Genomic DNA, 23,788 nt, shown 5'->3' with positions numbered 1-23,788 from the left:
CCCGGGTCATTTCTCGATGAAAACTCCGGGTCAACTCTCAGTGCAAATCAACAGGTGGCGGACAGTTCGCGCCGGAACGCGGCCGTGCGCTCGTCCGCGAAGCGCCTCTCCGCCGCGGCGACCGCCACCCGCGCCTCGCGGCGCGCGGCGCGCAGCCGGAGCAGGTCGGCGGCGGTCGGCGCGCCAAGCCGGCGGCGCCCCTTCAAGACACCGCATCCGTCGCGTGTCCCCGCCCGACGGCACCGACCGGGCTGACCACGAGCAGCGCGAGGAGATGCGCCGTCAGCGCGGTCGCACCCTTCGATCGGGCGATCCCACCCCAGTCGTCCCAGCGATGGACGCGCTCGGCCAGCCAGCCGAACAGGTCGTCGCGGTCGCCCTCCATGAGGAAGGACGCCGACCAGGCGATGCGCCTCGTCGGCATCCGGTCAGTCGGATCGATGCTCGTGAGCGTGACCAGATGGGCGCGGCCGACGCGCTCGCGCGCGAACACGTGGAGCAGCGGCGTCATGCCACGCTCGAAGGCCCGCAGCGCGTCCTCGCGCACATTGTCCGCCGCGCCCCGACCGGCGTGGCGAACCGCCTCGACCACGCCGGACATCGGCAGATCGATCCACGCCGGCTCGCGGGTCGCCCGCAGCATCCCCGCGACGGCACGCCCCTCGTCGGTGATGTGCCCCACCACGGACCAGGCGTGCGCCGAGTGCGCGGTCAGACCGACCGAGCTCAGCCAGCACATGTAGAAGCGCCAGAACTCGTCGTCGCCGCCGAACAGGTCGCGCCTATCCTCCTGGGGACCGACCATCCCCATGTCGATCGAGGTCAGGACGCGCAGCATCCTCTCCTGCTGCTCCTTCACGAGGTGGCCGGACCTCATGCCGAGGCGCCCTTCCCAGAAGGCGGTGCGGACGTCGGGCCAGACGCCGCCCTCACCATCCTCCAGGCCGCCGGGGCCAGCGCGCATCCACCAGCCCCACGGCAGGTCGGGGGGGACGCGCTCGTATCGCCCGGCCGTCACGAACGACGCCTCGGATCGAGCGAGGCCGGTGGCAGCGGCGGCCCGACGCGCGCCGGCGCAAGCTCACCATCGGCGATCGCACGCAGCTGCGCCGCGAGGTTGCGCACCTCGCCGACGACATAGGCGTCGTCGCGGTACACCTGCGCGACGCCCAGGGCCGCACCACGCCGAGCATGGCCGGGATCGCCCGGCACCATGTCCGCGACGTGGTCGCAGGCGAAGCCGAACCACCAGGCGTGGCTATCCTCGACGCGGTAGCCGGTCGCCTCACCGATCGGGTGGTAGCCGACCAGGACGTGGCAGATGCGGCGCGCCTCGTAGCGCACGCGTCGCTCGGGGGAAGGACCGTCCTGGCACATCCTCGCGTAGGTGACGCCGCCGTGGACCTCGACGCCGAGGTCCGCCGGGATCGCATCGTCCTCGAAGCGGTAAAGCGGGTGGGACGAGGGCACGCCGACGTAGCCGCACAGCAAGCCGCGCCGGGTATCGCGCAGGATGATGCACTCGTAGCCCGTGGCGGCGTCGCGCCACGCCACCTTGTCGGCCTCGCCCAGCCACGGACCGTCGGCCTTCGGCCTCACCCCGGCGTCGAAGAAGATCTCCGCGGCCTCCAGCCGGACGCCGTGCGCGAGGTAATCCACGCCCGTCACCATGATGACTTCGTCGTCCCGGACCACCTCGCCGCCGGCCGCGCTGGGGATGCGCGCCAAGCTGTCGACGGCCGCGACCGGAACCACGGCCGTGCCAGGCTTCGCCCTCGCCGCGCCGCCGGACCTGCTCTTCATCCTGCTCGTGGACATGCTTCTCTCCTGAACGCTTTGATCGTTGCGGTTCGGGCGGGCGTCGGCCCGGATCAGACGTAGCGCTAGTGCCAGGTGACGGCTGGGCGATGGGCGCGAGCGTCTTCGGCCTTCCCTCGCCGGCGTAGACGTCGGCCGCCAGCCGCCACTCCCGCGCCTCGGCGTCCCAGCGGTGGCCGCGCGACTTCCGCCGACCCCCGACGCCGAAGGCGCCGCCGTCGGCGCGGAGGCGCCACGACGGCCCGCGCGCCGTGTCGACCATCTCCGCGAGCGCGGCCCGGCCCGACCGCCGGCCGTGCCCCATCAGCGCGATCACCGCGTCGACGTCGTCGACGGCGCGGTGCGCGCCGTGGAGGAGGCCGATCTGCCTGGGCAGCCAGCCGAGCGAGCGATCTCGAGCCCCGCCGCGCGCAAGCCTGATGGACAACGGGCACCCTGACGTCGCGGGATGGTCGCCCGCCGCGTGCAGGGAGCCGGACGTTTTCGCAGCGGGTGACCGGATCTCGCCGCACGACCCTTCCAGCCCGGTCCAGCCAGCGGGCGCTACCATGCGGCTTGGCACCAGCACCCAATAGACCACCGCCACCGCCACCAGCATAGCGGAGACGTCGCGCACGGCGACGCCGCCGAATGATACGACCGAAGAGGCCGGACCATCCTGCGATGCCTTGGCCAACCTCACGGGATTGAGCGCCGCGCCGCTTCCCTTGTTCCTCCACATGACGGTTCGTCCAGCGCTTCAACGGAGAAGAAGGGCGAAGCACGTAGGCGTTCGTCACCAAGAGTTACTTCTAATACATCAATAGGTGAACTGCAAGGATCATCGACATTTCGGGGTCCGGCAGCAGGAGCGAATTGGCTCAGTCCGCCTTCCGATACCTCGTGGTCGCGTCAATGCGATCGATCCTCGGCGTGAGATTGCGAGGACGATGGCGGAAGTCGTAGACCTCGCGGTCGAGCCACGCCGTCTCGGCCTCACGCTCGCCATCGGCTATCTCCCTGAGCCAGACCTTGCGTGCCGCGTTCCAGGCGTAGCCCCGTGCCTTCAGGACCTCCCTGCGCTCGTAGTGCGCGCCTTCCGCGCGGACGAGCCAGCCCACCCGGGAGGCGGCTGCTGCGACGTGGGAAAGGACCGTCGTGCCATCCGGAAGGTCATGGCGGAGCAGCTGGAGGAGCGCATCGACGTCGTCGCCGGCGCGATGCGCACGGTAGAACCAGCCGGTCTGGTCCAGCAGCCAGCGCATCGCCCGGCCCTCGAATCCGCTTGCCGCCCAGTCGACCTCGTCCATGGAGCAGGACCACCGGAGTCCGCGCACGCCCGGAAGGCGGCGTTCGACGAAGTCGCGATCGAAGCGGCTGTTGTGGCAGACGACGAGCGAGGCGGAGTTCAGCAGCGCGGTCGCGGCTTCCGCGTCGATCGAGCGCCCCTCTACGTCCGCGTTCGAAAGACCAGTGATCCGCGTGATGGCGGGATCGATGGGGCGACCCGGATCCTCGAGCCACGAATGCGGCGCGTCCAGCGCCACGATGCGGCCCGAGTCGTCGTATCGGAAGCGCCGCAGAGCCAGCTCCACAATGGCGTCCCTTTCCGCGTCGAGACCCGTGGTCTCGGTGTCGAGGCAGACCCCGACGTGGGTGCCCTCCGTCGGTCCCCAGGTCAGACGGGTGGCGGGCAGATCCACCCGGCGCAACACCCGGAAGCTATCGTCGTCCGAGATCAACTCGAGCGCCAGCGCCACGGCCGTTGGAAGCGCGGTCGACGGAAAGCCATCGTCCTGGGCGTCAAGGTTCATGGTCATCTTCCTTGTGGGCGGCGATCATCGGGGCGGCTGTCGAACGACGAACGGGGAGGCTTTTCGCGGAAGTTCGAAGCCCTCGCAGGTTCGACACCGGCCGAAGCCCGGGCGACCCGGCCACCCATGCGGATCAGTGGACGGTGTGCGACCCGGCCGCGACGGCGTTCATCATCAGCATCAGCACGCGGCGGAAGCCGACCTCGCCGTCGGTCGACAGTACCTCGCGGATGCTGCGGCCGCCGAGCGCCCGGCGATCGGCACCGGACCAAGCCGCGACCGCCGCGTCCCCGATGCCCGCGATTAGGCGGAGCTGCTCAACGACGAGCAACCGGCGCGCCCGCTGGGTGACGACCGCGGGCATCGCGCCCTCGGACGATCCGTCCCCGTCCATCCACCGGTCGAGAAACCTCGCCCCGACGCCCAGCGCCGAAGCCATGTCCTCCGTGGTCCACCGCCAGTGCCAGACCATGTGCATCATCTGCGCCACGAGCAGGGTCCGCCCGCCCGTCGTGTCGTCGGCCCGGCGGTATGTGGAGACGTCAGCCTTGGACCCGCCGGTCGACATCCAGATCTCGCCGTGCTCGAACGAGACGTCGCCCATGTGGCGCCCGTCGCGGGAACCGGACACGTGGACGTAGACGTCGGAGTAGCCGTCGGCGCCGGCGGCATCGAGGGTCATGACGACGTCGGTCAGGACGTCGAGCAGCTTGGGCAGGTCGCGGGCGTCGGGCAGGGTCTCGTCGATCATGATCGTCTCCTCGTGGAATCCATCGCCGCCTTCCGGCGACGTCCCGCACGGGATGGGTCCACCGGACGGGTCCGGCGCAGACAACATTGACACAATGTGAAGGTTTGTCAAGAACGCATCGGGAACAGGTGCGATCCGGGGCGAAGAAGGCGTGGACGGGCCCCGCCGCGTCCGACACCGTCAGCACAGCCGCAGTAGCATCTCCCTGACCGTCTCGAGCGCACGCTGCCTGACCTCGACCACCTCGATCCACCTGGCCACGGCATCCGAGGACGGTCCGGACGCCCGTCCGGACCAGAGCTCCAGTATCTCGCGTATCTCGTCGAGTCCGAACCCCGCCGCGCGCGACGAGGCGACCAGCATCAGCCGGTCGAGATCCTCCTGCGAGTAGTCGCGGTAGTTGCCTTCCGTCCGCGCCGGCTGCGGCACGAGACCCAGGGTCTCGTAGTGCCGGATCATGCGGGGGCTCAGACCGCTCCGCTCGGCGACCAGCGCAATGTTCATGCCGACACTATAGACGGGCGGCGACCGATCGGAAGACTCCGCCGGTGCCGGCGGCCAGGAATACCTAGCGGGGCGGGGGCGGACCATCCCTCGGCCCAGCGCCCGAACGACGGGCCGCCTCGATCGCCTCCGGTCGGCACTCCCGATGAAGCCTGCGGGCCGATCCACCGCCTGACTGACGTATTCGGGCACGTTTTGCACCTCGTAGTCTCCGGCGCCGTTGATCACGCGGAAGTCCCTGCCGTTCCGCGCGCGCTCCCTAAACGTCTTTCGACCCTCGAGCGGAAACGTCGTGCCGAACCTGTCGGCACGACGACCTGCGGCGGCTTAATCTGCATATCCCCTGACATCCGGTCAGGAGTGCTGCTCAGATTTACAATCTGCTGGGACGCTAGCCATATGCCGCCTGTGACACCTACTGAGATCTCCGAGCGGCTCGCGGCCGACCTCCGTCTGCGGGTGCAGCGGCTGCTGCGGGGCGAGCGCCGGCACGATGACGTCGACCGGCTGTTCCTGGGGCTGCGCGACCACGCGCGCCATCGCCACACCGTCCGAGAGATCGGCGACTTCGTCGCACACCGCGATCAACGCGACCGAGGCGTGGTGCTCGAGCAGGCCGCCGACGTGCTCACCAGCATAAGGACGTTCATCAAGATCAGGATGGACCTGAAGGACGGTAGGGCGCCCGAGCTGGAAACGGTTCGCGCCGTGGCCGACGCGAACCTTAGGCTGGCGAGCAGGGAACAGCTCGCGCGACGGCTCAGGATGACTCGCCCGGAAGCATCCTGCAAGGCGGCCTTCAGGCCTCGCTTACGCTACCGATCGTCGTTCTCGTCCACCGTCATAGCGTGTCTATCGGCATCGTCCGGCTCTTTCGGCAGACGAGACCCGGAAGCCCGTTACGGCCTTAATGCGTCCAGCCTGACCGCAATCACGTCCGGTTGCAGCCTAATCTGGTCCGTTAAGACGCCGCGGTCACACGTCGAGGTTGGCGACCGACAGCGCATTCTCCTGGATGAACTCGCGCCGGGGCTCGACCACGTCGCCCATCAGGCGCGTGAAGATCTCGTCCGCCAGATCCGCCTGGTCGACCGTCACGCGCAGCATCGAGCGGACCTGCGGGTCGAGCGTCGTTTCCCACAATTGCTCGGCGTTCATCTCGCCCAGCCCCTTGTAGCGCTGGATCGCGAGGCCCTTGCGCCCCGACGCCAGGATCGCGTCGAGCAGCTGGGACGGGCGCGCGACGAGCACTTCACCCTTGCCGACGGGCTGAGCGATGGTCTCCTCCCCCTCTTCGTCGGTCGCGACCGCGTCGACCGGCGCCTCCACCGGCGGCGCGGTGCGCGACGGGACGAGCTTGCCCGCCTGCGCGAACGACTCCGCCTGTTCGGCCGCCAGCGTGTGCATCTTGCGCGCCTCGGCGGACACCAGGAACGCCGCCTCGACGATATGGTGGTCCGTCACGCCGCGCCACAGCCGGCGGAAGTGGATGCTGCCCTCGTCGGTCAGCTCGGCGGACCAGCGTGCGCCGCCGCCGATGCCGGTGTCGCCGCCCTCCAGCCGCCGCGTTGCCTCCACGATGCGGGACAAGCGATCCTCGCGCGGGAGATCGGGCGCGAACACGCCGCCCAGCGCCAGCCCCTCGATGATGACCGGATCGTAACGGCGCGGCACGTAGCGCATCAGCGTGCGCATCCGCCGCGCGTGATCGACCAGCGCGCGCAGGTCGTTGCCCGACCGCGACCCGCCCGGCGCCTCCAGCACCGTCGCGGCGACGCCGTTCTCAACCAGATATTCGTCGAGCGCGGCATCGTCCTTCAGATACACTTCCGACCGCCCGCGCGTCGCCTTGTACAGCGGCGGCTGGGCGATGAAGAGGTGACCGGCGGCGATGATCTCGGGCATCTGGCGATAGAAGAACGTCAGCAGCAACGTGCGGATATGCGCGCCGTCGACGTCGGCATCCGTCATGATGACGATCTTGTGATAGCGCAGTTTCTCCAGCTTGAAGTCGTCGCGGCCGATGCCGGTGCCCATCGCCTGGATCAGCGTGCCGATCTCGCGCGAGGCGAGCATCCGGTCGAACCGCGCGCGCTCGACGTTGAGGATCTTGCCCCGCAGCGGCAGGATCGCCTGGAAGTGCCGGTCGCGGCCCTGTTTCGCCGATCCGCCCGCGCTGTCGCCCTCGACCAGGAACAGCTCGGACTTGGCGGGATCGCGCTCCTGGCAGTCGGCGAGCTTGCCGGGCAGCGACGCGATGTCCATCACGCCCTTGCGCCGGGTCAGCTCACGCGCCTTCTTCGCCGCCTCGCGCGCCGCCGCCGCGTCGATCACCTTGCCGATGATGCTGCGGGCGTGGGCGGGGTTCTCCTCCAGCCACTCGGCCATCTTGTCCGCCATCAGCGATTCAAGCGGCTGGCGCACCTCGGACGACACGAGCTTGTCCTTGGTCTGCGACGAGAACTTGGGGTCCGGCAGTTTCACCGAGACGATCGCGGTCAGCCCCTCGCGCATGTCGTCGCCGGTCAGCGACACCTTCTCCTTCTTCAACATGCCGGACTTCTCGGCATAGTTGTTGAGCGTGCGCGTCAGCGCCGCGCGGAACGCCGCGATGTGCGTGCCGCCGTCGCGCTGGGGTATGTTGTTGGTGAAGGCGAGGACGTTCTCGTAATAACTGTCGTTCCACTCCAGCGCGACCTCGATCGTCACGTCGTGGCGGCTGCCAACCACGCTGATCGGATCGGGAAACAGCGGTTGCTTGGCGCGATCGAGGTAGCGCACGAACGCGGCGATCCCGCCCTCGTAATAGAGCTCGACGGTGCGATGCTCACCGGTTTCCTCGACCGGGCGACGCGCGTCGGTCAGGAACAGGCGTACGCCCGAATTGAGGAACGCCAGCTCGCGATAGCGGTGCTCGAGCTTGTCGAAATCGAACTCGGTGATCTTGAACGTGGCGGGCGAGGGGAAGAAGGTGACGCGCGTGCCCTTCTGTCCCGGCTCCGCCGTGCCGACGACCTTGAGCGGCGCGACCGCGTCGCCGAACGCGAAGCGCATGTAATGCTCCTGGCCGTCGCGCCAGATCGTCAGGTCCAGCCATTCGCTGAGCGCGTTGACCACCGACACGCCGACGCCGTGCAGCCCGCCCGACACCTTGTAGGCGTTGGCGTCGTTGGTGTTGTCGAACTTGCCGCCCGCATGGAGCTGGGTCATGATGACCTCGGCCGCCGACACGCCCTCGCCCGAATGGATGCCGGTCGGGATGCCGCGGCCGTTGTCGGTGACGGACACCGATCCGTCGGCGTTGAGCGAGATGTCGATCCGGTCGCAATGCCCCGCCAGCGCCTCGTCGATCGCGTTGTCGGATACCTCGAACACCATGTGGTGAAGGCCCGACCCGTCGTCGGTATCGCCGATATACATCCCCGGCCGCTTGCGCACGGCGTCGAGGCCCTTCAGCACCTTGATCGAGGAGGCGTCGTAGTCGTTCTGCGTGGGTTCGTTCATCTGTAACATATAGGGATTTGAGGGGCGGAACGGAAGCGAAATGGCCGGGAAGTGGAAGCCGATCAAACGGCAACAACTACCCGTCACCCCAGCGAACGCCGGGGTCTCTTAGTGGTGGCCCGCGCCGCCCGAGAAGATGCCAGCGTGCGCTGGCATGACGGCGCAGTCTGGCTTACGTCAGCGAAGAGCAGTCGCTTTCATCATGTGATCTGGTCAAACAGGTCCTCCCAATTCTGATTAGTCGCCTCGATCAGATCGATCTTCCACTCGCGCCGCCAAGCCTTGAGGTGCTTTTCGCGGACGATGGCCTGCTCGATGGTCTCATGTGGTTCCGCGAGCACGAGGCGGTTTAGACCGTAGCGGCGACAGAAGGCCGACCCGCGACCTGCTCGGTGCTGATCGACGCGCGCCGCCAGATTCGCGGTGACGCCCGTATAGAGGACACCGCGCGGCTTATTGGTCATGATGTAGGTCCATCCGCCGCGTGTCATTGATCGAGCGTGCGCCTAGCCTCGAGAGATGCCAGCTTTCGCTGGCATGACGGCGGTGTGGATGCTCAGCGGTGGAGCAGGGGAAAGGCGCCGGCCCCTCACCCCGCCGGCGCGAAACTCCGCAGCCGCGCGACTTCGCCCGCATCCAGCCGGCGGATCAGCGCCACCACCAGGTCCACCGTCCGATCGAAGTCCGCGCGGTCGATGATGCCGTTGTGGGCGTGGGTGTAGCGCGCGGCGACGACGAGGTTAACGGTCGGCACGCCGCCGTTCGTTGCCTGGATCGCGGCGGTGTCGTCGCCGTATCCCTGTACCAGGTCGAGCTGCAGCGGGATGCCGCCCGCCTGCGCCGTGTCCTTGGTCAGCGCGACGAGCCGCCGGTTGGGCAGCGTGCTGGAATCGTACAGGAACAGCCCCGGCCCGCCGCCGATCCGCGCCTGCGTCTCTTCCGGGCTGCGGCCCGGGCTGTCGCCGGCGATGCCGCCTTCGATGGCGATGCCGATGTCGGGCTTGATGAGGTCGGCGGCGGTGCGCGCGCCACGAAGCCCCACTTCCTCCTGCACCGTCGCGGCGACGAACAGCTGGTTGGGGTGGCCCGACGCGCGCAGCCGGCGCAGCGCCTCGATCACCACCGCGCAGCCGATCCGGTCGTCCCACGCCTTGCCGAGATACCGCCGCCCCGGCAGCGCGACGAACGGCGAGTCGGGCACCACCGGATCGCCCGGCGACAGCCCGAGCGCGGCGACGCCGGCCGCGTCCTTCGCGCCGACGTCGAGGTACAGCGATTCGCGCGGGAACACCTTCGTCCGCTCGTCGGGTGGCACGACGTGGACGTCGCGGATGCCGGTCACCGCCTCGACGGGGCCCTTGCTGCCGATGATGATCCACCGCTGGTCGGGCAGCGCCTGGTCGAGCCAGCCGCCCAGCATCTGCATCGACAGGAAGCCTGTCGGCGTCACCCGGCGCACGACGCCGCCCAATTCGTCCATGTGCGCGTCGAGCATGATGCGGGGCCCGGACGATCCCTGCTGCGCGATGACCGAGCCGACGCCGTCGTAGCTGAGCCTGTCGGCGCTCGGCTTCATCTCGCGCACCATGATCGCGCGCACCGCCTCCTCGAAGCCCGATGGCCCGGGTGCGTCGGCGAGCGTTGCGAGCAGCCGCTCGGTCGCGTCGAGCGGCGGGGCGGCGGGCCGGTCCTGCGCGGCGGCGGGGATCGTCGCGAGCATGGCGGTGAGGATCAGTGACGTGACGGTGGTGATGTGGCGCATGGGTCCCCCTGGATTGCGGGCATGATGGGGGAAACGGGGCGGGGTGCAAGCGGGGAAGTGGTTGGGGCTTATCTATCCTCCCCCGCCAGGGGGAGGTGTCGCGCAAAGCGTGACGGAGGGGGAGGATTGGCTGATGTTTGTGAGTCCTCCCCCTCCACCACTTCTGGGTCCCCCTCCCCCTGGCGGGGGAGGATTAGATGCGGCTGACGATGGCTGCCTCTACCCCAACACCACCCGCGTCGCCGCGCTGCCGGCGTCCGCGAACAGCGCCGCCTCCGTGCCGGTCATCCACACCTGGCCGCGGCCCTGCAACCGCTCGAACAGCGCGGCGCGGCGCAGAGGGTCGAGGTGGGCGGCCACCTCGTCGAGCAGCAGGATCGGCGGCCGACCGGTCCGCTCCGTCACCAGCCCGGCGTGCGCCAGCACCAGCCCGAGCAGCAGCGCCTTCTGCTCGCCGGTCGAGCACAAGGCGGCGGGTTGCGCCTTCTCGGCATGGTCGACGAGCAGATCGTCGCGGTGCGGGCCGACCAGCGCGCGGCCTGCGGCGGCATCACGCGAGCGGCCTCTCGCCAGCGCCTCGGCAAGATCGGCGGCCTCGCCGCTCCACCCGTCGCGGGCGATGCGCGCGCGGGCGAAGGGGCCGGGCGGGGCGGCCGCCAATGCCTCGCCCACCAGCGCCACCGTCTCGGCCCGCGCCGCCGCCACGCCCGCGCCGTGCATGCCCATCTGCGCTTCGAGCGCGGCGAGCCAGGCGGGGTCGCCGGCGGTGGGCTCGGCGAGCAGCCGGTTGCGCTCACGCATCGCGCTTTCGTAGCGGCTGGTGTGGCCGGCGTGGCCGGGGAACAGCGCCAGCACCAGCCGGTCGAGGAACTGCCGCCGCGCGGCCGCGGGGTCGGTGAACAGCCGGTCCATCGCGGGCGTCACCCACAGCACGGACAGCCACTCGGCGAGCGTCGCCGCGCTCGCGGGCGCGCCGTTGACGCGCACGATCCGCCGCTCGGGCGCGTCGGCGCGGGTGCCGGTGGCGATCTCGACAGGGATCGCGTCCGGCGCGTCGACCAGCGTGGCGGCGATCCCGAAGCCGCCGGGTCCGCCCTGCCGCGCGACGCTCGACAAGGCCGCGCGCCGAAGCCCGCGTCCTGGCGCCAGCAGCGACACCGCCTCCAGCACGTTCGTCTTCCCCGCGCCGTTCTCGCCAGTGAGGATCACGAAGCCCGCGCCACCGCCGACGTCAGGAGCTAGGGTGAGCGCGGCGTGGTTGCGCACGTCGGTGAGGACCAGCCGGGCGATCATGCCGGCCCCGTAGAGCGGAATGGAGGCGGGAGGAACGGCCGATCCAGCCGGACAAGCTGGTGTGCCCATCCATCCTCCCCGCCAGGGGGAGGGGGACCAGCGAAGCTGGTGGGGGGGAGGAAGCCCGAGCGTCCGCCAATCCGCCCCCTCCGTCCGGCCGGCGCCGACCACCTCCCCCTGGCGGGGGAGGATTATATTATCCCTACGTCCCCACCAGCTTCGCCGCGCTCGCGTACGACGCCAGCGCCGGCCCCAGCGCCGCCTGCGCGCGCCGGTACGCCACCGGCTCGCGGATGCCGAGCCGCGCGCGGGCCGTGTCCAGCGGCTCGTGCAGCACCGCGTCGTAGTCCTCGCCCAGCAGCCACGCCGCCCGACGGCCGTTGCGCCACCCCTCCCATACCGCCCGCGCGAACAGCCAATTGCCCGTCACGCCCCGGCTTTTCAGCGCTGCGCCGAGCGCGATCCACGCCCAGCCGAGCCCGCCCGTCTGCGCGTAGGAGAAGCCCACCAGCGCCGCCTCGCCCAGCGTCTCGTCCGCCTTGTAGCCGGTCAGCACGTGCCATGTGTCGTGCAGATCGCGCGTGCGGCGGCCGAACCAGGCATAGGGGTGCTCGTCGGCCAGCCGGTCGACGCCGCCCAGCGAGATTTCCGCCAGGCCCGCTGCGGTATAGCCCGTATCGGCCAGCCAGTCGCGATAGGCCGCGCCGACGCTGCCGGGCGCGAACGAGGCGACGTACGCAGGATCGGACAACATCTCGGCGAGCTCGGGGCGACGATAGGCGATCCGCCCGCCGCCCGGCCGGTTCAGCAGCCGGTGATAGCCGTTGAGCGTCGCCGACCCGTTCAGCGCGCGCATGATGACGAACACCTGGTGCGTGTCGTCCCCGTTCGCGAGCAGCTTGCGCAGCGCGCCGAACGCCGTCCGCCAGTCCTTGCGGTACGGTTGCGAGACGGTGGTGGCCATGACGGCGCTCCTTACTGACACTGATGTTGGTAAGAAGCGCCGGGAGGTGAGTCAAGGAGCCACCCGTCCTCCGTCATCCCGGGCTCGACCCGGGATCCCGCTTCTTCGACCGTGACGTTGAAGCGGGATCCCGGATCAAGTCCGGCATGACGTAAGTATATCCCTACGGCTGGCCCGACCCGCCAGCCGCGCCGTATACCTGCCCGGTCGCATAGCTGCCATCGTTCTCCGCCAGCCGCACATAGATGCCGGCGAGCTCTGCGGGCTGGCCCGGGCGGCCCATCGGCGTCGATTTGCCGAACTGCTCCAGCTTCTCCATCGTCGCGCCGCCCGACACCTGCAGCGGCGTCCAGATTGGGCCGGGCGCGACGCCGTTGACGCGGATGCCCTTGGGGCCGAGCTGTTTGGCGAGCGATTTCGTGAAGTTCATCATCGCCGCCTTCGTCATCGCATAGTCGACCAGATTCTCCGACGGGTCATACGCCTGTTCGGACGTCGTCTGGATGATCACGGAGCCCGGCGGCATATGCGGCAGCGCGGCCTTGGTCACGCGGAACGTGCCGTAGATGTTGGTCTTGATCGTCGCGTCAAAGTCTTCCTCGGTCAACTCGGCCATCGACGCGCGCTGCTGCTGGCGGCTGGCGTTGTTGACCAGGATGTCGAGCCCGCCGAGCTCGCGCACCGCGGTCGCCACCATGCGCTTGATGTAGTCGGGGTCGCGCAGGTCGCCGGGCAGCGGCACCGCCTTGCGCCCCGCCGCCTGGATCAGCGCCACCACCTCGCGCGCGTCGGGCTCCTCGGCCGGGAGATACGCGAACGCGACGTCCGCGCCCTCGCGCGCGAAGGCGATCACGGCGGCGCGCCCCATGCCGCTGTCGCCGCCCGTAACCAACGCCTTGCGCCCGAGCAGCCGCCCGGAGCCCTTGTAGCTCGTCTCGCCATGGTCGGGGCGGGGGTTCATCTTGGCTGCGAGGCCGGGCCACGGCTGCGACTGGCGCTGGAACGGCGGGCGCGGGTATTTGGTGGTCGGGTCCTGCAACTGCGCGTCGCCGGTCCCCTGCGCGGGAGCCATCTGACCTGCACCCGTCGCGAGCGCCGGCGTCGCCGCCACCAGCCCGGCTCCCACGCCTGCGCCCATCACCGTGCGCCGTGTCACCTCGTCCATGTCGTTGTTCCTGCCGATAAAAGACCTGGGACGGAAATGATCGAGCGGGCAGGGGAGTTGCGGGCATGAGCGCGGCACCGCAATCAAATGCCGTTGGCGCGCCCGTTCCAACCCCGTTCGAGTCGAGCGCAGTCGAGACACCGCTCCTCCTGTCTCTCGACTTCGCTCGAGACGAACGGCAGGGTGGGGGTCGGGGGAAAGCAAATATGGCGCGCTACGCGCGGCAGGGACCGGTAGGAATGGGCGGCTGGCTGGCGGTATTCGTGGCGACGCTGGCGCTGAACGCGGTAGCGGCGGTGGTGATCTCCTGGGGGTTGTTTCACCTCGCCGGGCGCGCGTCGACGGCTACCTTTTCAGCCTTCTATCGAACGGCGGCCGTCGGCATTATCCTTCGTGGCGGAGGGTACGGCTATTTGGCTTGGCGGTTGATCGCGCGCCGCCAGTCGGGAACAGTACGGATCGTGGTAGCTGGGCTATGGCTGCTGGTGCTGACCTTGCCCATCGTCACGCTTGTCGGCGCATGGTTCGGCTCAGGCACCGCCGCCGTCGGTGCGGTGTTGAGCCCGACGTTCTTCCGCACCGCTGGTTATGCCGCGATCTGGACCGCCTATCTCCTCCGCTCCGACCGCGTGGCCAACACCTACGCACCGACGGACAACGCGCTCGCCGACGTTTTCGGTTAGCGCAGCCTGCGAAGCCTGCTACGATCACCTCAGTCCCCGGGGAGCCTCACGAGGCTGAGATCGGTCCGCTCGCGGCCCGGAACCCGCCGAACCTGATCCGGGTAATACCGGCGGAGGGAGGGAGCGGTTATGCGCCCCCCGTCCGACTAGATGGAGCGAAGCGCATGGCAGACCTTCCCGCCCGTACCGAAATCGTTGTCACCACCGGCGCGATCCGTGGCTCCGCCAAGATCCACGTGCCGGCGCCGGGAAACCCCGACGTGCTGGTCGCGATGCGCGAGATACGCCTCGACCCGTCGTGCTCCGAGCCGCCGCTGCGCGTGTACGACACGTCCGGGCCCTACACCGATCCCGCGACCTTCATCGACATCGGCGCCGGCCTGCCGCAGCTCCGCCGCCCGTGGATCGAGGGTCGCGGCGACGTCGAGAGCTACGACGCGCGCCACTTGAAGCCCGAGGATAACGGCCAGCTCGGCCCGGATCGCTCGGGCGGCGTTCAGCCGTTCCCGAACGTCATCCGCCGCCCCTTGCGTGCCAAAGCCGGCCACAACGTCAGCCAGATGCACTATGCCCGCCGCGGCATCATCACGCCCGAGATGGAGTACGTCGCCACCCGCGAGAACCTCGGCCGCGAACAGATGATGGACCACGTCCGCGACGGCGAGAGCTTCGGCGCGGCGATCCCCGATTTCGTGACACCCGAGTTCGTCCGCGACGAGGTCGCCCGCGGCCGCGCGATCATCCCCAACAACATCAACCACCCCGAATCCGAACCGATGGCGATCGGCCGCAACTTCCTCGTCAAGATCAACGCCAACATCGGCAACAGCGCGGTCGCCAGCAACGTGGCGGCGGAGGTCGACAAGCTCGTCTGGTCGATCCGCTGGGGCGCGGACACGGTCATGGACCTGTCGACCGGCCGCAACATCCACGACACGCGCGAATGGATCATCCGCAACTCGCCCGTGCCGATCGGCACCGTGCCGATCTACCAGGCGCTCGAAAAGGTCGGCGGCGTCGCCGAGGACCTGACGTGGGAGATCTTCCGCGACACGCTGATCGAGCAGGCGGAGCAGGGCGTCGACTATTTCACGATCCACGCCGGCGTTCGCCTGCCGTACATCCCGCTGACCGCCAAGCGCGTGACCGGCATCGTGTCGCGCGGCGGATCGATCATGGCGAAATGGTGCCTGTCGCACCATCGCGAGAGCTTCCTGTACGAACGCTTCGACGAGATCACCGAGATCATGAAGGCGTATGACATCGCCTACAGCCTCGGCGACGGCCTGCGGCCCGGCAGCATCGCCGACGCCAACGACGAGGCGCAGTTCGCCGAGCTCTACACGCTGGGCGAGCTGACCCACCGCGCCTGGGCGCAGGACGTCCAGGTGATGATCGAGGGCCCGGGCCACGTGCCGATGCACAAGATCAAGGAGAACATGGACAAGCAGCTGCAGGTCTGCGGCGAGGCGCCGTTCTACACGCTCGGGCCGCTCACCACCGACATCGCGCCGGGCTACGACCATATCACCAGCGGCATCGGCGCGGCGATGATCGGCTGGTATGGCACGGCGATGCTCTGTTACGTGACGCCCAAGGAGCATCTGGGCCTGCCCGACCGCGACGACGTGAAGGTGGGCGTGGTGACGTACAAGCTCGCCGCCCACGCCGCCGATCTCGCCAAGGGACACCCCGCCGCCAAGATGCGCGACGACGCGCTGAGCCGCGCGCGGTTCGAGTTCCGCTGGCGCGACCAGTTCAACCTGTCGCTCGATCCCGACACGGCGGAAAGCTATCACGACCAGACGCTGCCCGCCGAAGGCGCCAAGACCGCGCATTTCTGCTCGATGTGCGGCCCCAAGTTCTGTTCGATGAAGATCACGCAGGAGGTTCGGGACTTCGCGGCGAAGCAGAACGCGCCGGCGGACGCGTTCCTGGCGTCCGGCCTCAACGCCGCCGACACCGCAGCGGCCAGCAAGGCGGCGGCGCTCAAGGGCATGGCGGAGATGAGCGAGAGGTTCCGGGAGAAGGGCGGGGAGGTTTACCTGCCCGCATCGATTGAACCGGCCTGAGCTTACGCTCAGGCCGGCTTTCAGTCACTTTACGTCTGGGTCGGCGTACACAGCCAACCGCCATTGGATCGCGTGCCCAGACGTATGCTGGTGATGATTCTGCGGCGGAAACGGATTGGGTTTGTTTGCCGCAATCTCACGACCACATCCCTGACAGCGATAGATGCCAGAGTGGGGCACAGTCGCTCCCGGCCCGTAGATGCTATCATAAGCGTCACTTGATGATTTCTGAACGTATTGATCGTACTTGTAGCAAGCCATGCCGGCCTCCGCTTCAGACACCCGGCACCTAGGCGTTGATTTAATAACGAAGGTCCACTAACTCGAGCCTGCTTGAGAATAGCACGAGGTGGGATGCCTGCCTTCGATTAGGGTCGCCCGGCAAGGCGGCCCTAATTTCGCTTTGTCGCAGCTACGAGCTGAAAGCTTGTTGCGCAGCGACCAAAATGTCCCCGCGGGTGCGGGGAACCCGCTCCTGCGTTGTTGTGCATCGATACATGGGGCGGTCTATCTCCGCAGGTGCGGAGGAACCGGTCGTCTCAATGCAACCTTGTTGTCCGCTTCTTTAAAATAGTTGTCAAGCAGAATGCATAGATACATGGGGGTTAGGTAATTCCTGATCGCTGGCGTTGGGCCTGAGACATAGCAATTACCCTACCCGCAGCGCCTCCAGCATTCCCAGAAACCGGATCAGCATTGGCTAGCTCCCCCCTCACCTCCGCCGCGCCCTGCGCGCCCCTCTCAGCCATATTGTTCGCCGCCCCCCCCGCATACGTCACGCTCAACGCCTCGGCGATGTAGGGCACTGATCGCACCTGCTACTCGAACATCAGACCGCCGATGTGCAGCATCAGCGCGGTGCGCCGCCCTGCAACCGGTCTGCTCCATCCAGCAATCCCGCGATCTCGCGCGCGCCGTGGATGACGCGGACGATGTCCACGCACTCGCCATTCACCCGGTACAGCACGAGATAGCCGCCGACGACCAAGCTACGCGCGCCTGTGCCGATCTCCGGACGGGCGGGGCCGCTCTCGGGAAAATCCGACAGACGGGCAACGCCGGTCGCCAACCGCTCGACCAGCCGCGTCGCGGCGGCGGGATCGTCGGCGGCGATGTGAAGCCAGATGTCGTCGACGTCGCGGATCGCGCGCGGAAGGCGCCGTATCCTCAACGCCCTCCTCAATCGTCGCGTCGCATCGCCGCCAGCCGCTCGGCCCCGCGTCGCGCTACGTCCGCCGCGTCGAAATTGCGCTCGATTGTGGCGCCGCTCGCTTCTCCCTGTACCCACAGCCGGCGTAGCGCTTCGAGCAGGTCGGCGCGCGCCGCGTCGTCACCCGGCGCGCTTCCAATCGCTTCGGTGGCTGTCGTTGCATGACGATCCCCAAAGGCGCGCAGCCGCTCCTCGGCGAGGTAGAAGTCCTCCAGATCGTCGAGATGCGCCTCGATCGCCTCGCGTGCGTAGAAGGTCTTGGTCCGTCCCGTGCGCGCCGCCAAGGCGTCCAGGCGACGTTCGGTCTGCTCGTCCAGTCGCACCGCCAGCATCGGCCGTCTCCTTGCTATACGCGTATAGCGGCCAAGCCGCACGAGATCAAAGGCCTGCTCACCCCACCCCGCGACGTCCTGCGCCACCCCTTCGGCGATCGTATTCGCCGCCCCCGCGTAGGTCACGCCCGCAGTAGTGGCCCTGCTATCTTCAACGTCCCTACAATCCCCCGCCTCCCGCTGATGGAGGCCCCGCCGCCATACCCGCCCGGCAAAATGTTCAACACGCCGGCGCCGGTGCTGTCCTACACCCTCTTTTCCATGGTTTGCCCCGCGGCATGACCGACATCCCCGCTCCCACCACCGCCGGCTCGGACCTGGCCTCCTCCCACCCCGCCGGCGCAGAGAAGGCCGCCGCCACCACCGCGCTCGTCGCGCAGGAGGAGGAGACCTCACTCGACGCGCACGGCTTCGATCCCGCCGCCTATGACTGGATACCCGTCCGGCGTCAGCCGCACCCCGGCGGGTGGAGCGCGGAGAAGCAGCGGGTGTTCATCGCCGCGCTCGCCGACACGGGATCGGTGACGCAGGCCGCGCGCGACGTCGGCATGTCGACGCGCAGCGCCTATGCGCTGCGGCGCGCGCCGGAAGGGGCCGGGTTCGCGCGCGCCTGGACCGCCGCGATCCACCAGGGGATGAACCGGCTGGTCGACGTGTGCATGGAGCGCGCGCTGGAAGGGACGGAGGAGGCGATCTTCGACAAGGACGGACACGTCATCGGCCACCGGAGGCGATACCACGACCGCATGGCGATGTTCCTGTTGCGCGCGCACATGCCCGACCAGTATCGCGACGCGCATCGCGCCGACCGCGCGCGCGGCGAGGCGCTGCCGCCCGCGATCGAGCCGGTCGCGGAGGCGGTGAAGGCGATCGATCCGGTACCGCCGCCCGAACCGCACACGTTGATGCCGCCCGACGATATGGCGAGCGCGTTGCAGGTGGCGGACATGATGCCCGGCGATCTGCCTCATTGGCGCCGCGATCGCGATCTCGTGGCGCGGGATAATTGTGAGCGCGACTTCGCATCCCGCATCGATCCGGCGATCTCGCCGCTCGGCGAGCAGTTCGAGCGCGACCTGGAGGCCGCCAAGAACGGCACATGGGTGCCGCCGGGGGAGCCCGCCCGGGTTCCGCCGGGCGGCAAGCGACGGCGTCGCAGATAGCGTTTGGTGTTACCTACTGTTACCTACTCGTTGGATTTGCCGCCGCCATGCCCGTGATCCTGCCCTTCACCGACGCGCTCGCCCCCGCCTTCCGCGCCATCAACGCCGCGTGGATCGAGGAGATGTTCGTGCTGGAGGCGCATGACGAGCATGTGCTCGATCACCCGCGCGAGGCGATCGTCGAGCCGGGCGGGCGATCCTGTTCGTCGCGGACGATGGCGATACTGGGGCGGGCGACATCCTGGGCACGGGCGCGCTGATGCCGGTCGCGCCCGGTGTGTACGAGCTGACCAAGATGGGCGTGCGCCCCGAGGCGCAGGGTAGTGGCGCCGGCAGCCTGCTGCTCGCCGCGCTGATCGAGCGCGCGCGGGCGTTGCCGGGGATCGAGACGCTGTTCCTGCTGACCAGCAGCAAGTGCCGTACCGCGATCCGCCTCTACGAACGCGCCGGCTTCGTCCACGACGCGGGGATCATGGCCGCATATGGCGCGACCTACACGCGCTGCGACGTGGCGATGCGCTTCCCGCTTGCGTGATGACCCCGCCTCAGCCCAGCGCCGCGTCGAGCTCCTTGGCCAGGCGTAGCCCGCCGCGTTCCACCTGCAGCCGTGCCGCGGGCACCCACGCCTCGATCGTCGCCTCGTCCAGCGCCAGGCGCGCGGGCGTCGACGCGCAGGCATCGCCGCCGTCGATCCGGGCGTAGATGGTGTCGCGGGCGACCTGCCAGGACTCGCGGCTCCAGTCCTGGACGGTGCCGGCGGCGACGGACTTGCGCTCGGCAGCGGGGTAGCGGTGGATCATGTCGGGCCCGCTGGTGATCGCGCGCTCGGCGAGCTGCCCGTCCCAAACCGAATGGAGGTTCAGCCGGCGCGACGCGTAGATGCCATAGCTGGCCGCCACGTCGTTGCCGCCCTTGTCATGCTTCTCGCCGGCATGGAGCGGCTGGTGCAGGTCGCCGACGAAGTGGATCAGGAACACCAGCGCCTGCACCCGGTCGTGCGGGGTGGTGGCCGGATCGCGGAGCAGCGCCACGTCACGCTCGATCTGGGCGGAGACGCAATTGCCGTCCTTGCACGCCGCCTCGAGCGAAGCCTCGAACGGATCGCACACCTCGACGTCCTGATAGTGCCAGCCGGCGGTATGGCCCCAAGGCGACTTGCCGTCGGCGTCCTTGATCGCGCGGACGCAATCGGCCCAGGTCGACGCCTGCTGCGGCGTGGCGGCGTGGCAGGTCGGCGTGTCGAGCAGCGCGGAGGTTTTCAGGATGCGCTTCACCGCGGCGCGCGTGCGAGGGGTGACGTTGGCCATCGCGATGCTGGCGATCGTCTCGTGACCATAGGCGCCATAAGCATGGGCGGGACCGGCGAGGGTGAGGGCGCCGCCGATGGCAAGGGCGGCGGCGAGGAAGGGGAGGCGCATCGCCTGCCCCTAGTCGTCGGCGCCGGCCTGTCCAGTGAACTCGTCGCCATGGATCGCGACGGCGCGCGTGCCGTCCGACCGGGCGAGGCCACGGTTCATGCCCGGCGTCGAGAAGCGCCATGCCGAGCGGCCGGCGGCGTCGAGTGCGATCATCCCGCCGGTGCCGCCCAGCGCGCGCACCCGCGCGAGCGCCGCCGCGATGGCGACGGCCACCGGCTCGCCCAACAGTCGGACGCGCGCGCTCGCCTCGGCGGCGGCGGCCGCGCGGATGAACTGCTCGCCCGAGCCGGTGCACGACACGGCGAGCCCGGCGTCGTCGGCATAGGTGCCCGCGCCGATCAGCGGCGTGTCGCCCACCCGGCCCGGCCGCTTGCCCGTCACCCCGCCGGTGGAGGTGGCGGCGGCCGTGTGCCCGTCCCGGTCGCGCGCCACCGCGCCGACGGTGCCGTATTTCATGGCCGTGTCGAAGCCGGCGTCGCCCGCCAGCAGCTCGGCGAGTTGGGCCTGGCGCTCCGGGATCGCGAACCAGTCGGGGCCGACCTGGTCCAATTCCTGCAGGCGCGAAAACGCGTCGGCGCCCGGCCCGACGAGCAGGACATGCGGGCTGTCCTCCATCACCGCGCGGGCGAGCGCGACGGGGTGGCGGGTGGCGGAGACGGACGCGACCGCGCCGGCCCGGCAGGTGGCGCCGTCCATGATCGCCGCATCGAGCTCTACACCGCCCGCGGTGGTGAGCGCGGCACCGCGACCGGCGTTGAAGGCGGGGTGGTCCTCCAGCACGCGCACCGCCGCCTCCACCGCGTCAAGCGCGCGGCCGCCGGCATCGAGTATGCCGCTCCCGGCGTCCAGCGCGGCGGACAGGCCGGCGCGGGTGGCGGCATCCGTCTCGGCGGCCATGGTGGCCGGATCGAAGCGACCGGCGCCGCCGTGGACGAGGAGGGTCCAGTGGGTCATGGAAGGTCCTTGAATTTGTTTGAGAAGGTGCGATCCCCCTTCTTCGTCATCCCGGCCTTGAGCCGGGATCCCGCTATTCATCATGGAGGACGCGCGAGAAGCGGGATCCCGGGTCAAGCCCGGGATGACGCAGGGGCAGGCTAACCGCCCGGATGATACCGCCGCTCGACATGGCCCGGCAGTTCGTCGTCGTAGAAATACACCCGGCGCAGGTCCCCGCTCGCATAGCGGCCCGCTTCGTCCGCGAAGTGCGGCGAGCCGGGATGCCCGCTCTCCCCACCGGCGGTCACCGCGACCGCCGTCACCCGCGGCCCGAACTCGACGACCGCGACGAAGCTGTTGCCGCTGGTGCCATACCAGCGCTTCGTGCCCGGATACGCCTTGGCGCCGAACGAGGCGAGGCTGCCCCATTTGGCGGAGGTGAAGGAGACGGGGGTGGAGGGCTTCGTGTCGTCGAACCGCTGGACGATCTCGGCGTCGCTGCGCTGGAAACGGTTCACCTCGCCCCACGGCACATGGATGCCGCCCCAGTCGGCGCGGAGCCGCGCGACGGCGGCGTCGAGCGCGTCGAGGCGATCGGCGGGAGTCATGCGGTCGGCCATCCAGTCCCAGGGCGTGACGCGGGCGGGGCCGGCGAGCGGAGCCGCCTTGGCCCACAGCGCCTCGCCCCAATACATGGCGAGCGTGGTGGGCTCCGACGTGCCGGACCAGCGCCGGTCCCAGCCGCGCAGCATCGCGACCGGCTCGGCGAGCGCAGTGCGGCGCGGGCCGGGCGGCAGGGCGTCGAACGCGGCGAGGAGCCGCGGCAGTTGCCGGTCGAAGCCGGGCTGGCCGGGATCGTAGGCGATGGCGCGCAGGCCCTCCGGAGTCAGGTCATGCGCCCTGGAGAGCAGTCCGACCGCATGGTCGCCGCGCGGGGAGGCGCCCGCCTGGTCCATGTATCTGGGGAAGTCGGCCTGGCGTGGGCTGCCCGACCCCGGCGCCTCCCCGGCCGCGCGCCAAGGGGCGTCGTTGCTGTTGTACACCCACCCCGACGCCGGGTTCACCGCCTGGGGCAGCTTGTCGAGCGGGGTGAGGCCGTGCCACTCGGCGGCCGGGTCGCTGCCGTCGACCGGCGCGCGCCAGTCGAGCCGGTCGTCGCGCACCGGCACGAACTGCGGGTGGAGATAGGCGATCGTGCCTTCCTTCGAGGCGAGCAGCGTGTCGTTGGACGAATTGGCCTGGAGCGCGGCGACCTTCATGTAGTCGGCGAACGACGTGGTCCGGGTGCGCAGCCAGCTCTGTTCGAGCGCGGGGATCGGGCGGTTCATGAGCTCGACGGTGATGTACCGGTTCGCCTCGATTCGCACGACGGGTCCGCGATGATCGAAGAACGCCTTGAAGGTGCGGCTCGCGAGTGCGCCATCGGGCAGGCGATAGCGTATCGTGATGGGCCGCTCGGTGAACCGGCGCACCTCCCTGCCATATCGGTAGGCCGGCGGCCCGGCGCGGGTCGACACCATCGCATCGGCGAACTCGTCCACCGTGTCGACGCCGCTCGACGTGTGCATCCAGCCCAGATGCTCGTTCCACCCCTGGTAGAGAAAGAACTGCCCCCAGGTGCTGGCCCCATAGGCGTGGAGCCCGGCGTCGCTCTCCATCCCGAGCTCCGAGCGGAAGAAGAACGAGGTGTGCGGGTTGATGAGCAGCAGCGCGTGGCCGTCGCGGGTCAGCTTGGGCGCTATCGCGATGCCGTTGGACCCCGTCGGCTCGCCCCGCAGCCGCTCGTCGTTCGCCAGCGCGAGTTGCGGCGCCTTGCCACCGTAGAAGGCGGCGAGCCTGGCGAGGTCCACCCGCTCGACGTCGCCGCCGATGCTGCCTTCGGTGAACGACAGCGCCATCCACGGCTCGAACCGGGTCAGCACGCGGGGATGCACGTCGGGGTGGCGCGCGAGATAGAAGTTCAGCCCATCGGCCCAGGCGTCCATCAGCTCGCGCAGCCACGGGGGGCTGGCGGCATAATCTGCCTTGAGCAGCTCGGGATCGATGAACAGCCGCTCGCGCAGGTCGCGCCAGATCGCATCCTCGCCTTCCGCCTCGGCGGTGCGGCCGAGCGCGGTCAGGTAATTGGCCTCGATCCGCGGGAAGTCGTCCTCCGCCTGCGCATAGATGGCGCCGAACACCGCGTCGGCGTCGCTGCGGCCATGGACATGGGCGATGCCCCAATCGTCGCGCGTGATCGTGACCCGCGCCGCCTGAGCCTGCCATCGCGACTGGTCGGTGGGCTGCGCGGCCGCTGGCGCCGCGGCGAGGAGAACGACGGCGAGGAGGAGGGTTCGGTTCATGGCGGAAGGCTATCGGCGCTGGCCACGAGCGGCAAGCGTCGTTGGCGACGGACCGGCGGCTGCCTACCGCGCCGTCCG

24 protein-coding genes and 1 riboswitch are annotated in these 23,788 nt (G+C 69.4%); of the genes, 6 read left to right on the top strand and 18 right to left on the bottom strand.

Features of this window, described 5'->3' with window-relative positions:
• Window positions 1-47: 47 nt before the first annotated feature.
• From ACFE65_RS12650 to ACFE65_RS12640, 3 genes are read right to left on the bottom strand one after another with little or no spacing between them, the layout of a single operon-like run.
• Window positions 48-206 carry a hypothetical protein gene (locus tag ACFE65_RS12650; RefSeq protein ID WP_375382719.1) on the bottom strand — a complete coding sequence of 53 codons (159 nt, stop codon included), beginning with the start codon at window positions 204-206 and terminating at the stop codon, window positions 48-50.
• A complete protein-coding gene (locus ACFE65_RS12645) occupies window positions 203-1,018 on the bottom strand; it encodes a hypothetical protein (protein WP_375382718.1) in 816 nt (271 codons plus the stop codon). Before ACFE65_RS12645 ends, ACFE65_RS12650 begins: the two co-directional genes overlap by 4 nt.
• The gene (locus ACFE65_RS12640; protein ID WP_375382717.1) at window positions 1,015-1,818 is read right to left on the bottom strand and encodes a hypothetical protein; all 804 of its coding nucleotides are present in this window, start codon (window positions 1,816-1,818) and stop codon (window positions 1,015-1,017) included. Before ACFE65_RS12640 ends, ACFE65_RS12645 begins: the two co-directional genes overlap by 4 nt.
• 172 nt (window positions 1,819-1,990) lie before the next feature.
• Here ACFE65_RS12640 and ACFE65_RS12635 point away from each other — a divergent pair, with 172 nt between their 5' ends.
• The gene (locus ACFE65_RS12635) at window positions 1,991-2,257 is read left to right on the top strand and encodes a hypothetical protein (protein ID WP_375382716.1); all 267 of its coding nucleotides are present in this window, start codon (window positions 1,991-1,993) and stop codon (window positions 2,255-2,257) included.
• Window positions 2,258-2,678: 421 nt separating this feature from the next.
• Here ACFE65_RS12635 and ACFE65_RS12630 read toward each other — a convergent pair whose 3' ends face one another.
• The 10 genes from ACFE65_RS12630 to ACFE65_RS12585 all read right to left on the bottom strand — a co-directional run bounded on the left by ACFE65_RS12630 (window position 2,679) and on the right by ACFE65_RS12585 (window position 13,554).
• A complete protein-coding gene (locus ACFE65_RS12630) occupies window positions 2,679-3,611 on the bottom strand; it encodes a 3'-5' exonuclease (protein WP_375382715.1) in 933 nt (310 codons plus the stop codon).
• A 133-nt stretch (window positions 3,612-3,744) separates the two neighbouring features.
• Entirely contained in the window at window positions 3,745-4,362 is a 618-nt protein-coding gene (locus ACFE65_RS12625) for a hypothetical protein (RefSeq protein ID WP_375382714.1), read from the bottom strand.
• A 180-nt stretch (window positions 4,363-4,542) separates the two neighbouring features.
• Window positions 4,543-4,866, bottom strand: coding sequence for a MerR family transcriptional regulator (locus tag ACFE65_RS12620; RefSeq protein ID WP_375382713.1), 324 nt, complete (start codon window positions 4,864-4,866; stop codon window positions 4,543-4,545).
• Window positions 4,867-5,220: 354 nt separating this feature from the next.
• Entirely contained in the window at window positions 5,221-5,454 is a 234-nt protein-coding gene (locus ACFE65_RS12615) for a hypothetical protein (protein WP_375382712.1), read from the bottom strand.
• A 387-nt stretch (window positions 5,455-5,841) separates the two neighbouring features.
• The gene (gene gyrB, locus ACFE65_RS12610; protein WP_375382711.1) at window positions 5,842-8,370 is read right to left on the bottom strand and encodes a DNA topoisomerase (ATP-hydrolyzing) subunit B; all 2,529 of its coding nucleotides are present in this window, start codon (window positions 8,368-8,370) and stop codon (window positions 5,842-5,844) included.
• 200 nt (window positions 8,371-8,570) lie between these two features.
• Window positions 8,571-8,861, bottom strand: a complete 291-nt coding sequence (locus ACFE65_RS12605; protein ID WP_375382710.1) for a GIY-YIG nuclease family protein — start codon at window positions 8,859-8,861, stop codon at window positions 8,571-8,573.
• A 98-nt stretch (window positions 8,862-8,959) separates the two neighbouring features.
• Window positions 8,960-10,132, bottom strand: a complete 1,173-nt coding sequence (locus tag ACFE65_RS12600; protein WP_375382709.1) for a M42 family metallopeptidase — start codon at window positions 10,130-10,132, stop codon at window positions 8,960-8,962.
• Between the two features lie 219 nt (window positions 10,133-10,351).
• Entirely contained in the window at window positions 10,352-11,425 is a 1,074-nt protein-coding gene (recF, locus tag ACFE65_RS12595; protein WP_375382708.1) for a DNA replication/repair protein RecF, read from the bottom strand.
• 202 nt (window positions 11,426-11,627) lie between these two features.
• Complete coding sequence (locus tag ACFE65_RS12590; protein WP_375382707.1) at window positions 11,628-12,389, bottom strand: Coq4 family protein; 762 nt, start codon at window positions 12,387-12,389, stop codon at window positions 11,628-11,630.
• Window positions 12,390-12,552: 163 nt separating this feature from the next.
• Complete coding sequence (locus ACFE65_RS12585) at window positions 12,553-13,554, bottom strand: SDR family oxidoreductase (RefSeq protein ID WP_375382706.1); 1,002 nt, start codon at window positions 13,552-13,554, stop codon at window positions 12,553-12,555.
• Window positions 13,555-13,760: 206 nt separating this feature from the next.
• On the opposite strand from ACFE65_RS12585, the gene ACFE65_RS12580 reads away from it, so the two are divergent.
• Together ACFE65_RS12580 and thiC are read left to right on the top strand one after the other, a co-directional pair.
• Window positions 13,761-14,237: a DUF2569 family protein gene (locus tag ACFE65_RS12580; RefSeq protein ID WP_375382705.1), complete on the top strand. Its 477-nt coding sequence runs from the start codon at window positions 13,761-13,763 to the stop codon at window positions 14,235-14,237.
• Between the two features lie 27 nt (window positions 14,238-14,264).
• Window positions 14,265-14,373, top strand: a riboswitch (TPP riboswitch).
• 28 nt (window positions 14,374-14,401) lie between these two features.
• Window positions 14,402-16,309, top strand: coding sequence for a phosphomethylpyrimidine synthase ThiC (thiC, locus tag ACFE65_RS12575; RefSeq protein WP_375382704.1), 1,908 nt, complete (start codon window positions 14,402-14,404; stop codon window positions 16,307-16,309).
• A gap of 850 nt (window positions 16,310-17,159) precedes the next feature.
• Here thiC and ACFE65_RS12570 read toward each other — a convergent pair.
• Both ACFE65_RS12570 and ACFE65_RS12565 read right to left on the bottom strand, forming a co-directional pair.
• Complete coding sequence (locus ACFE65_RS12570; RefSeq protein WP_375382703.1) at window positions 17,160-17,480, bottom strand: type II toxin-antitoxin system RelE/ParE family toxin; 321 nt, start codon at window positions 17,478-17,480, stop codon at window positions 17,160-17,162.
• 8 nt (window positions 17,481-17,488) lie between these two features.
• Window positions 17,489-17,977, bottom strand: coding sequence for a TraY domain-containing protein (locus tag ACFE65_RS12565; RefSeq protein ID WP_375382702.1), 489 nt, complete (start codon window positions 17,975-17,977; stop codon window positions 17,489-17,491).
• A 152-nt stretch (window positions 17,978-18,129) separates the two neighbouring features.
• On the opposite strand from ACFE65_RS12565, the gene ACFE65_RS12560 reads away from it, so the two are divergent.
• Genes ACFE65_RS12560 through ACFE65_RS12550 form a run of 3 tightly spaced genes read left to right on the top strand, consistent with a single transcriptional unit; the run spans window position 18,130 to window position 19,549 of the window.
• Window positions 18,130-19,014: a hypothetical protein gene (locus ACFE65_RS12560; RefSeq protein WP_375382701.1), complete on the top strand. Its 885-nt coding sequence runs from the start codon at window positions 18,130-18,132 to the stop codon at window positions 19,012-19,014.
• Window positions 19,015-19,061: 47 nt separating this feature from the next.
• Window positions 19,062-19,274 (top strand): hypothetical protein, encoded by a 213-nt coding sequence (locus ACFE65_RS12555; RefSeq protein WP_375382700.1) that lies wholly within the window; start codon window positions 19,062-19,064, stop codon window positions 19,272-19,274.
• Entirely contained in the window at window positions 19,211-19,549 is a 339-nt protein-coding gene (locus tag ACFE65_RS12550) for a GNAT family N-acetyltransferase (RefSeq protein WP_375382722.1), read from the top strand. Before ACFE65_RS12555 ends, ACFE65_RS12550 begins: the two co-directional genes overlap by 64 nt.
• Before the next feature lie 10 nt (window positions 19,550-19,559).
• Here the strand turns inward: ACFE65_RS12550 and ACFE65_RS12545 are convergent, their stop codons facing one another.
• From ACFE65_RS12545 to ACFE65_RS12535, 3 genes are all read right to left on the bottom strand, one after another.
• Window positions 19,560-20,432, bottom strand: a complete 873-nt coding sequence (locus ACFE65_RS12545; protein ID WP_375382699.1) for a S1/P1 nuclease — start codon at window positions 20,430-20,432, stop codon at window positions 19,560-19,562.
• 9 nt (window positions 20,433-20,441) lie between these two features.
• On the bottom strand, window positions 20,442-21,386 hold the full coding sequence (locus tag ACFE65_RS12540; RefSeq protein ID WP_375382698.1) for an isoaspartyl peptidase/L-asparaginase family protein: 945 nt from the start codon (window positions 21,384-21,386) through the stop codon (window positions 20,442-20,444).
• A 140-nt stretch (window positions 21,387-21,526) separates the two neighbouring features.
• Complete coding sequence (locus ACFE65_RS12535) at window positions 21,527-23,710, bottom strand: penicillin acylase family protein (RefSeq protein WP_375382697.1); 2,184 nt, start codon at window positions 23,708-23,710, stop codon at window positions 21,527-21,529.
• Window positions 23,711-23,788 lie beyond the last annotated feature (78 nt).

The organism is uncultured Sphingomonas sp. (genome assembly GCF_964237335.1).
In the GTDB taxonomy this organism is placed as follows: domain Bacteria; phylum Pseudomonadota; class Alphaproteobacteria; order Sphingomonadales; family Sphingomonadaceae; genus Sphingomonas.
Note: the sequence above shows the minus strand (reverse complement) of the source record. Positions and strands in the feature narration are given on the sequence as shown.

Excerpts from the sequence above, each read along its gene's own strand:
- ACFE65_RS12555 (WP_375382700.1), top strand. The coding sequence starts at position 19,062 with ATGCCCGTGATCCTGCCCTTCACCGACGCGCTCGCCCCCGCCTTCCGC.
- ACFE65_RS12620 (WP_375382713.1), bottom strand. The coding sequence starts at position 4,866 with ATGAACATTGCGCTGGTCGCCGAGCGGAGCGGTCTGAGCCCCCGCATG.
- ACFE65_RS12585 (WP_375382706.1), bottom strand. The coding sequence starts at position 13,554 with ATGGACGAGGTGACACGGCGCACGGTGATGGGCGCAGGCGTGGGAGCC.
- ACFE65_RS12605 (WP_375382710.1), bottom strand. The coding sequence starts at position 8,861 with ATGACACGCGGCGGATGGACCTACATCATGACCAATAAGCCGCGCGGT.
- ACFE65_RS12560 (WP_375382701.1), top strand. The coding sequence starts at position 18,130 with ATGACCGACATCCCCGCTCCCACCACCGCCGGCTCGGACCTGGCCTCC.
- ACFE65_RS12540 (WP_375382698.1), bottom strand. The coding sequence starts at position 21,386 with ATGACCCACTGGACCCTCCTCGTCCACGGCGGCGCCGGTCGCTTCGAT.
- ACFE65_RS12535 (WP_375382697.1), bottom strand. The coding sequence starts at position 23,710 with ATGAACCGAACCCTCCTCCTCGCCGTCGTTCTCCTCGCCGCGGCGCCA.
- ACFE65_RS12600 (WP_375382709.1), bottom strand. The coding sequence starts at position 10,132 with ATGCGCCACATCACCACCGTCACGTCACTGATCCTCACCGCCATGCTC.
- gyrB (WP_375382711.1), bottom strand. The coding sequence starts at position 8,370 with ATGAACGAACCCACGCAGAACGACTACGACGCCTCCTCGATCAAGGTG.
- ACFE65_RS12590 (WP_375382707.1), bottom strand. The coding sequence starts at position 12,389 with ATGGCCACCACCGTCTCGCAACCGTACCGCAAGGACTGGCGGACGGCG.
- ACFE65_RS12545 (WP_375382699.1), bottom strand. The coding sequence starts at position 20,432 with ATGCGCCTCCCCTTCCTCGCCGCCGCCCTTGCCATCGGCGGCGCCCTC.
- thiC (WP_375382704.1), top strand. The coding sequence starts at position 14,402 with ATGGCAGACCTTCCCGCCCGTACCGAAATCGTTGTCACCACCGGCGCG.
- ACFE65_RS12580 (WP_375382705.1), top strand. The coding sequence starts at position 13,761 with ATGGCGCGCTACGCGCGGCAGGGACCGGTAGGAATGGGCGGCTGGCTG.
- ACFE65_RS12630 (WP_375382715.1), bottom strand. The coding sequence starts at position 3,611 with ATGAACCTTGACGCCCAGGACGATGGCTTTCCGTCGACCGCGCTTCCA.
- recF (WP_375382708.1), bottom strand. The coding sequence starts at position 11,425 with ATGATCGCCCGGCTGGTCCTCACCGACGTGCGCAACCACGCCGCGCTC.
- ACFE65_RS12640 (WP_375382717.1), bottom strand. The coding sequence starts at position 1,818 with ATGTCCACGAGCAGGATGAAGAGCAGGTCCGGCGGCGCGGCGAGGGCG.
- ACFE65_RS12625 (WP_375382714.1), bottom strand. The coding sequence starts at position 4,362 with ATGATCGACGAGACCCTGCCCGACGCCCGCGACCTGCCCAAGCTGCTC.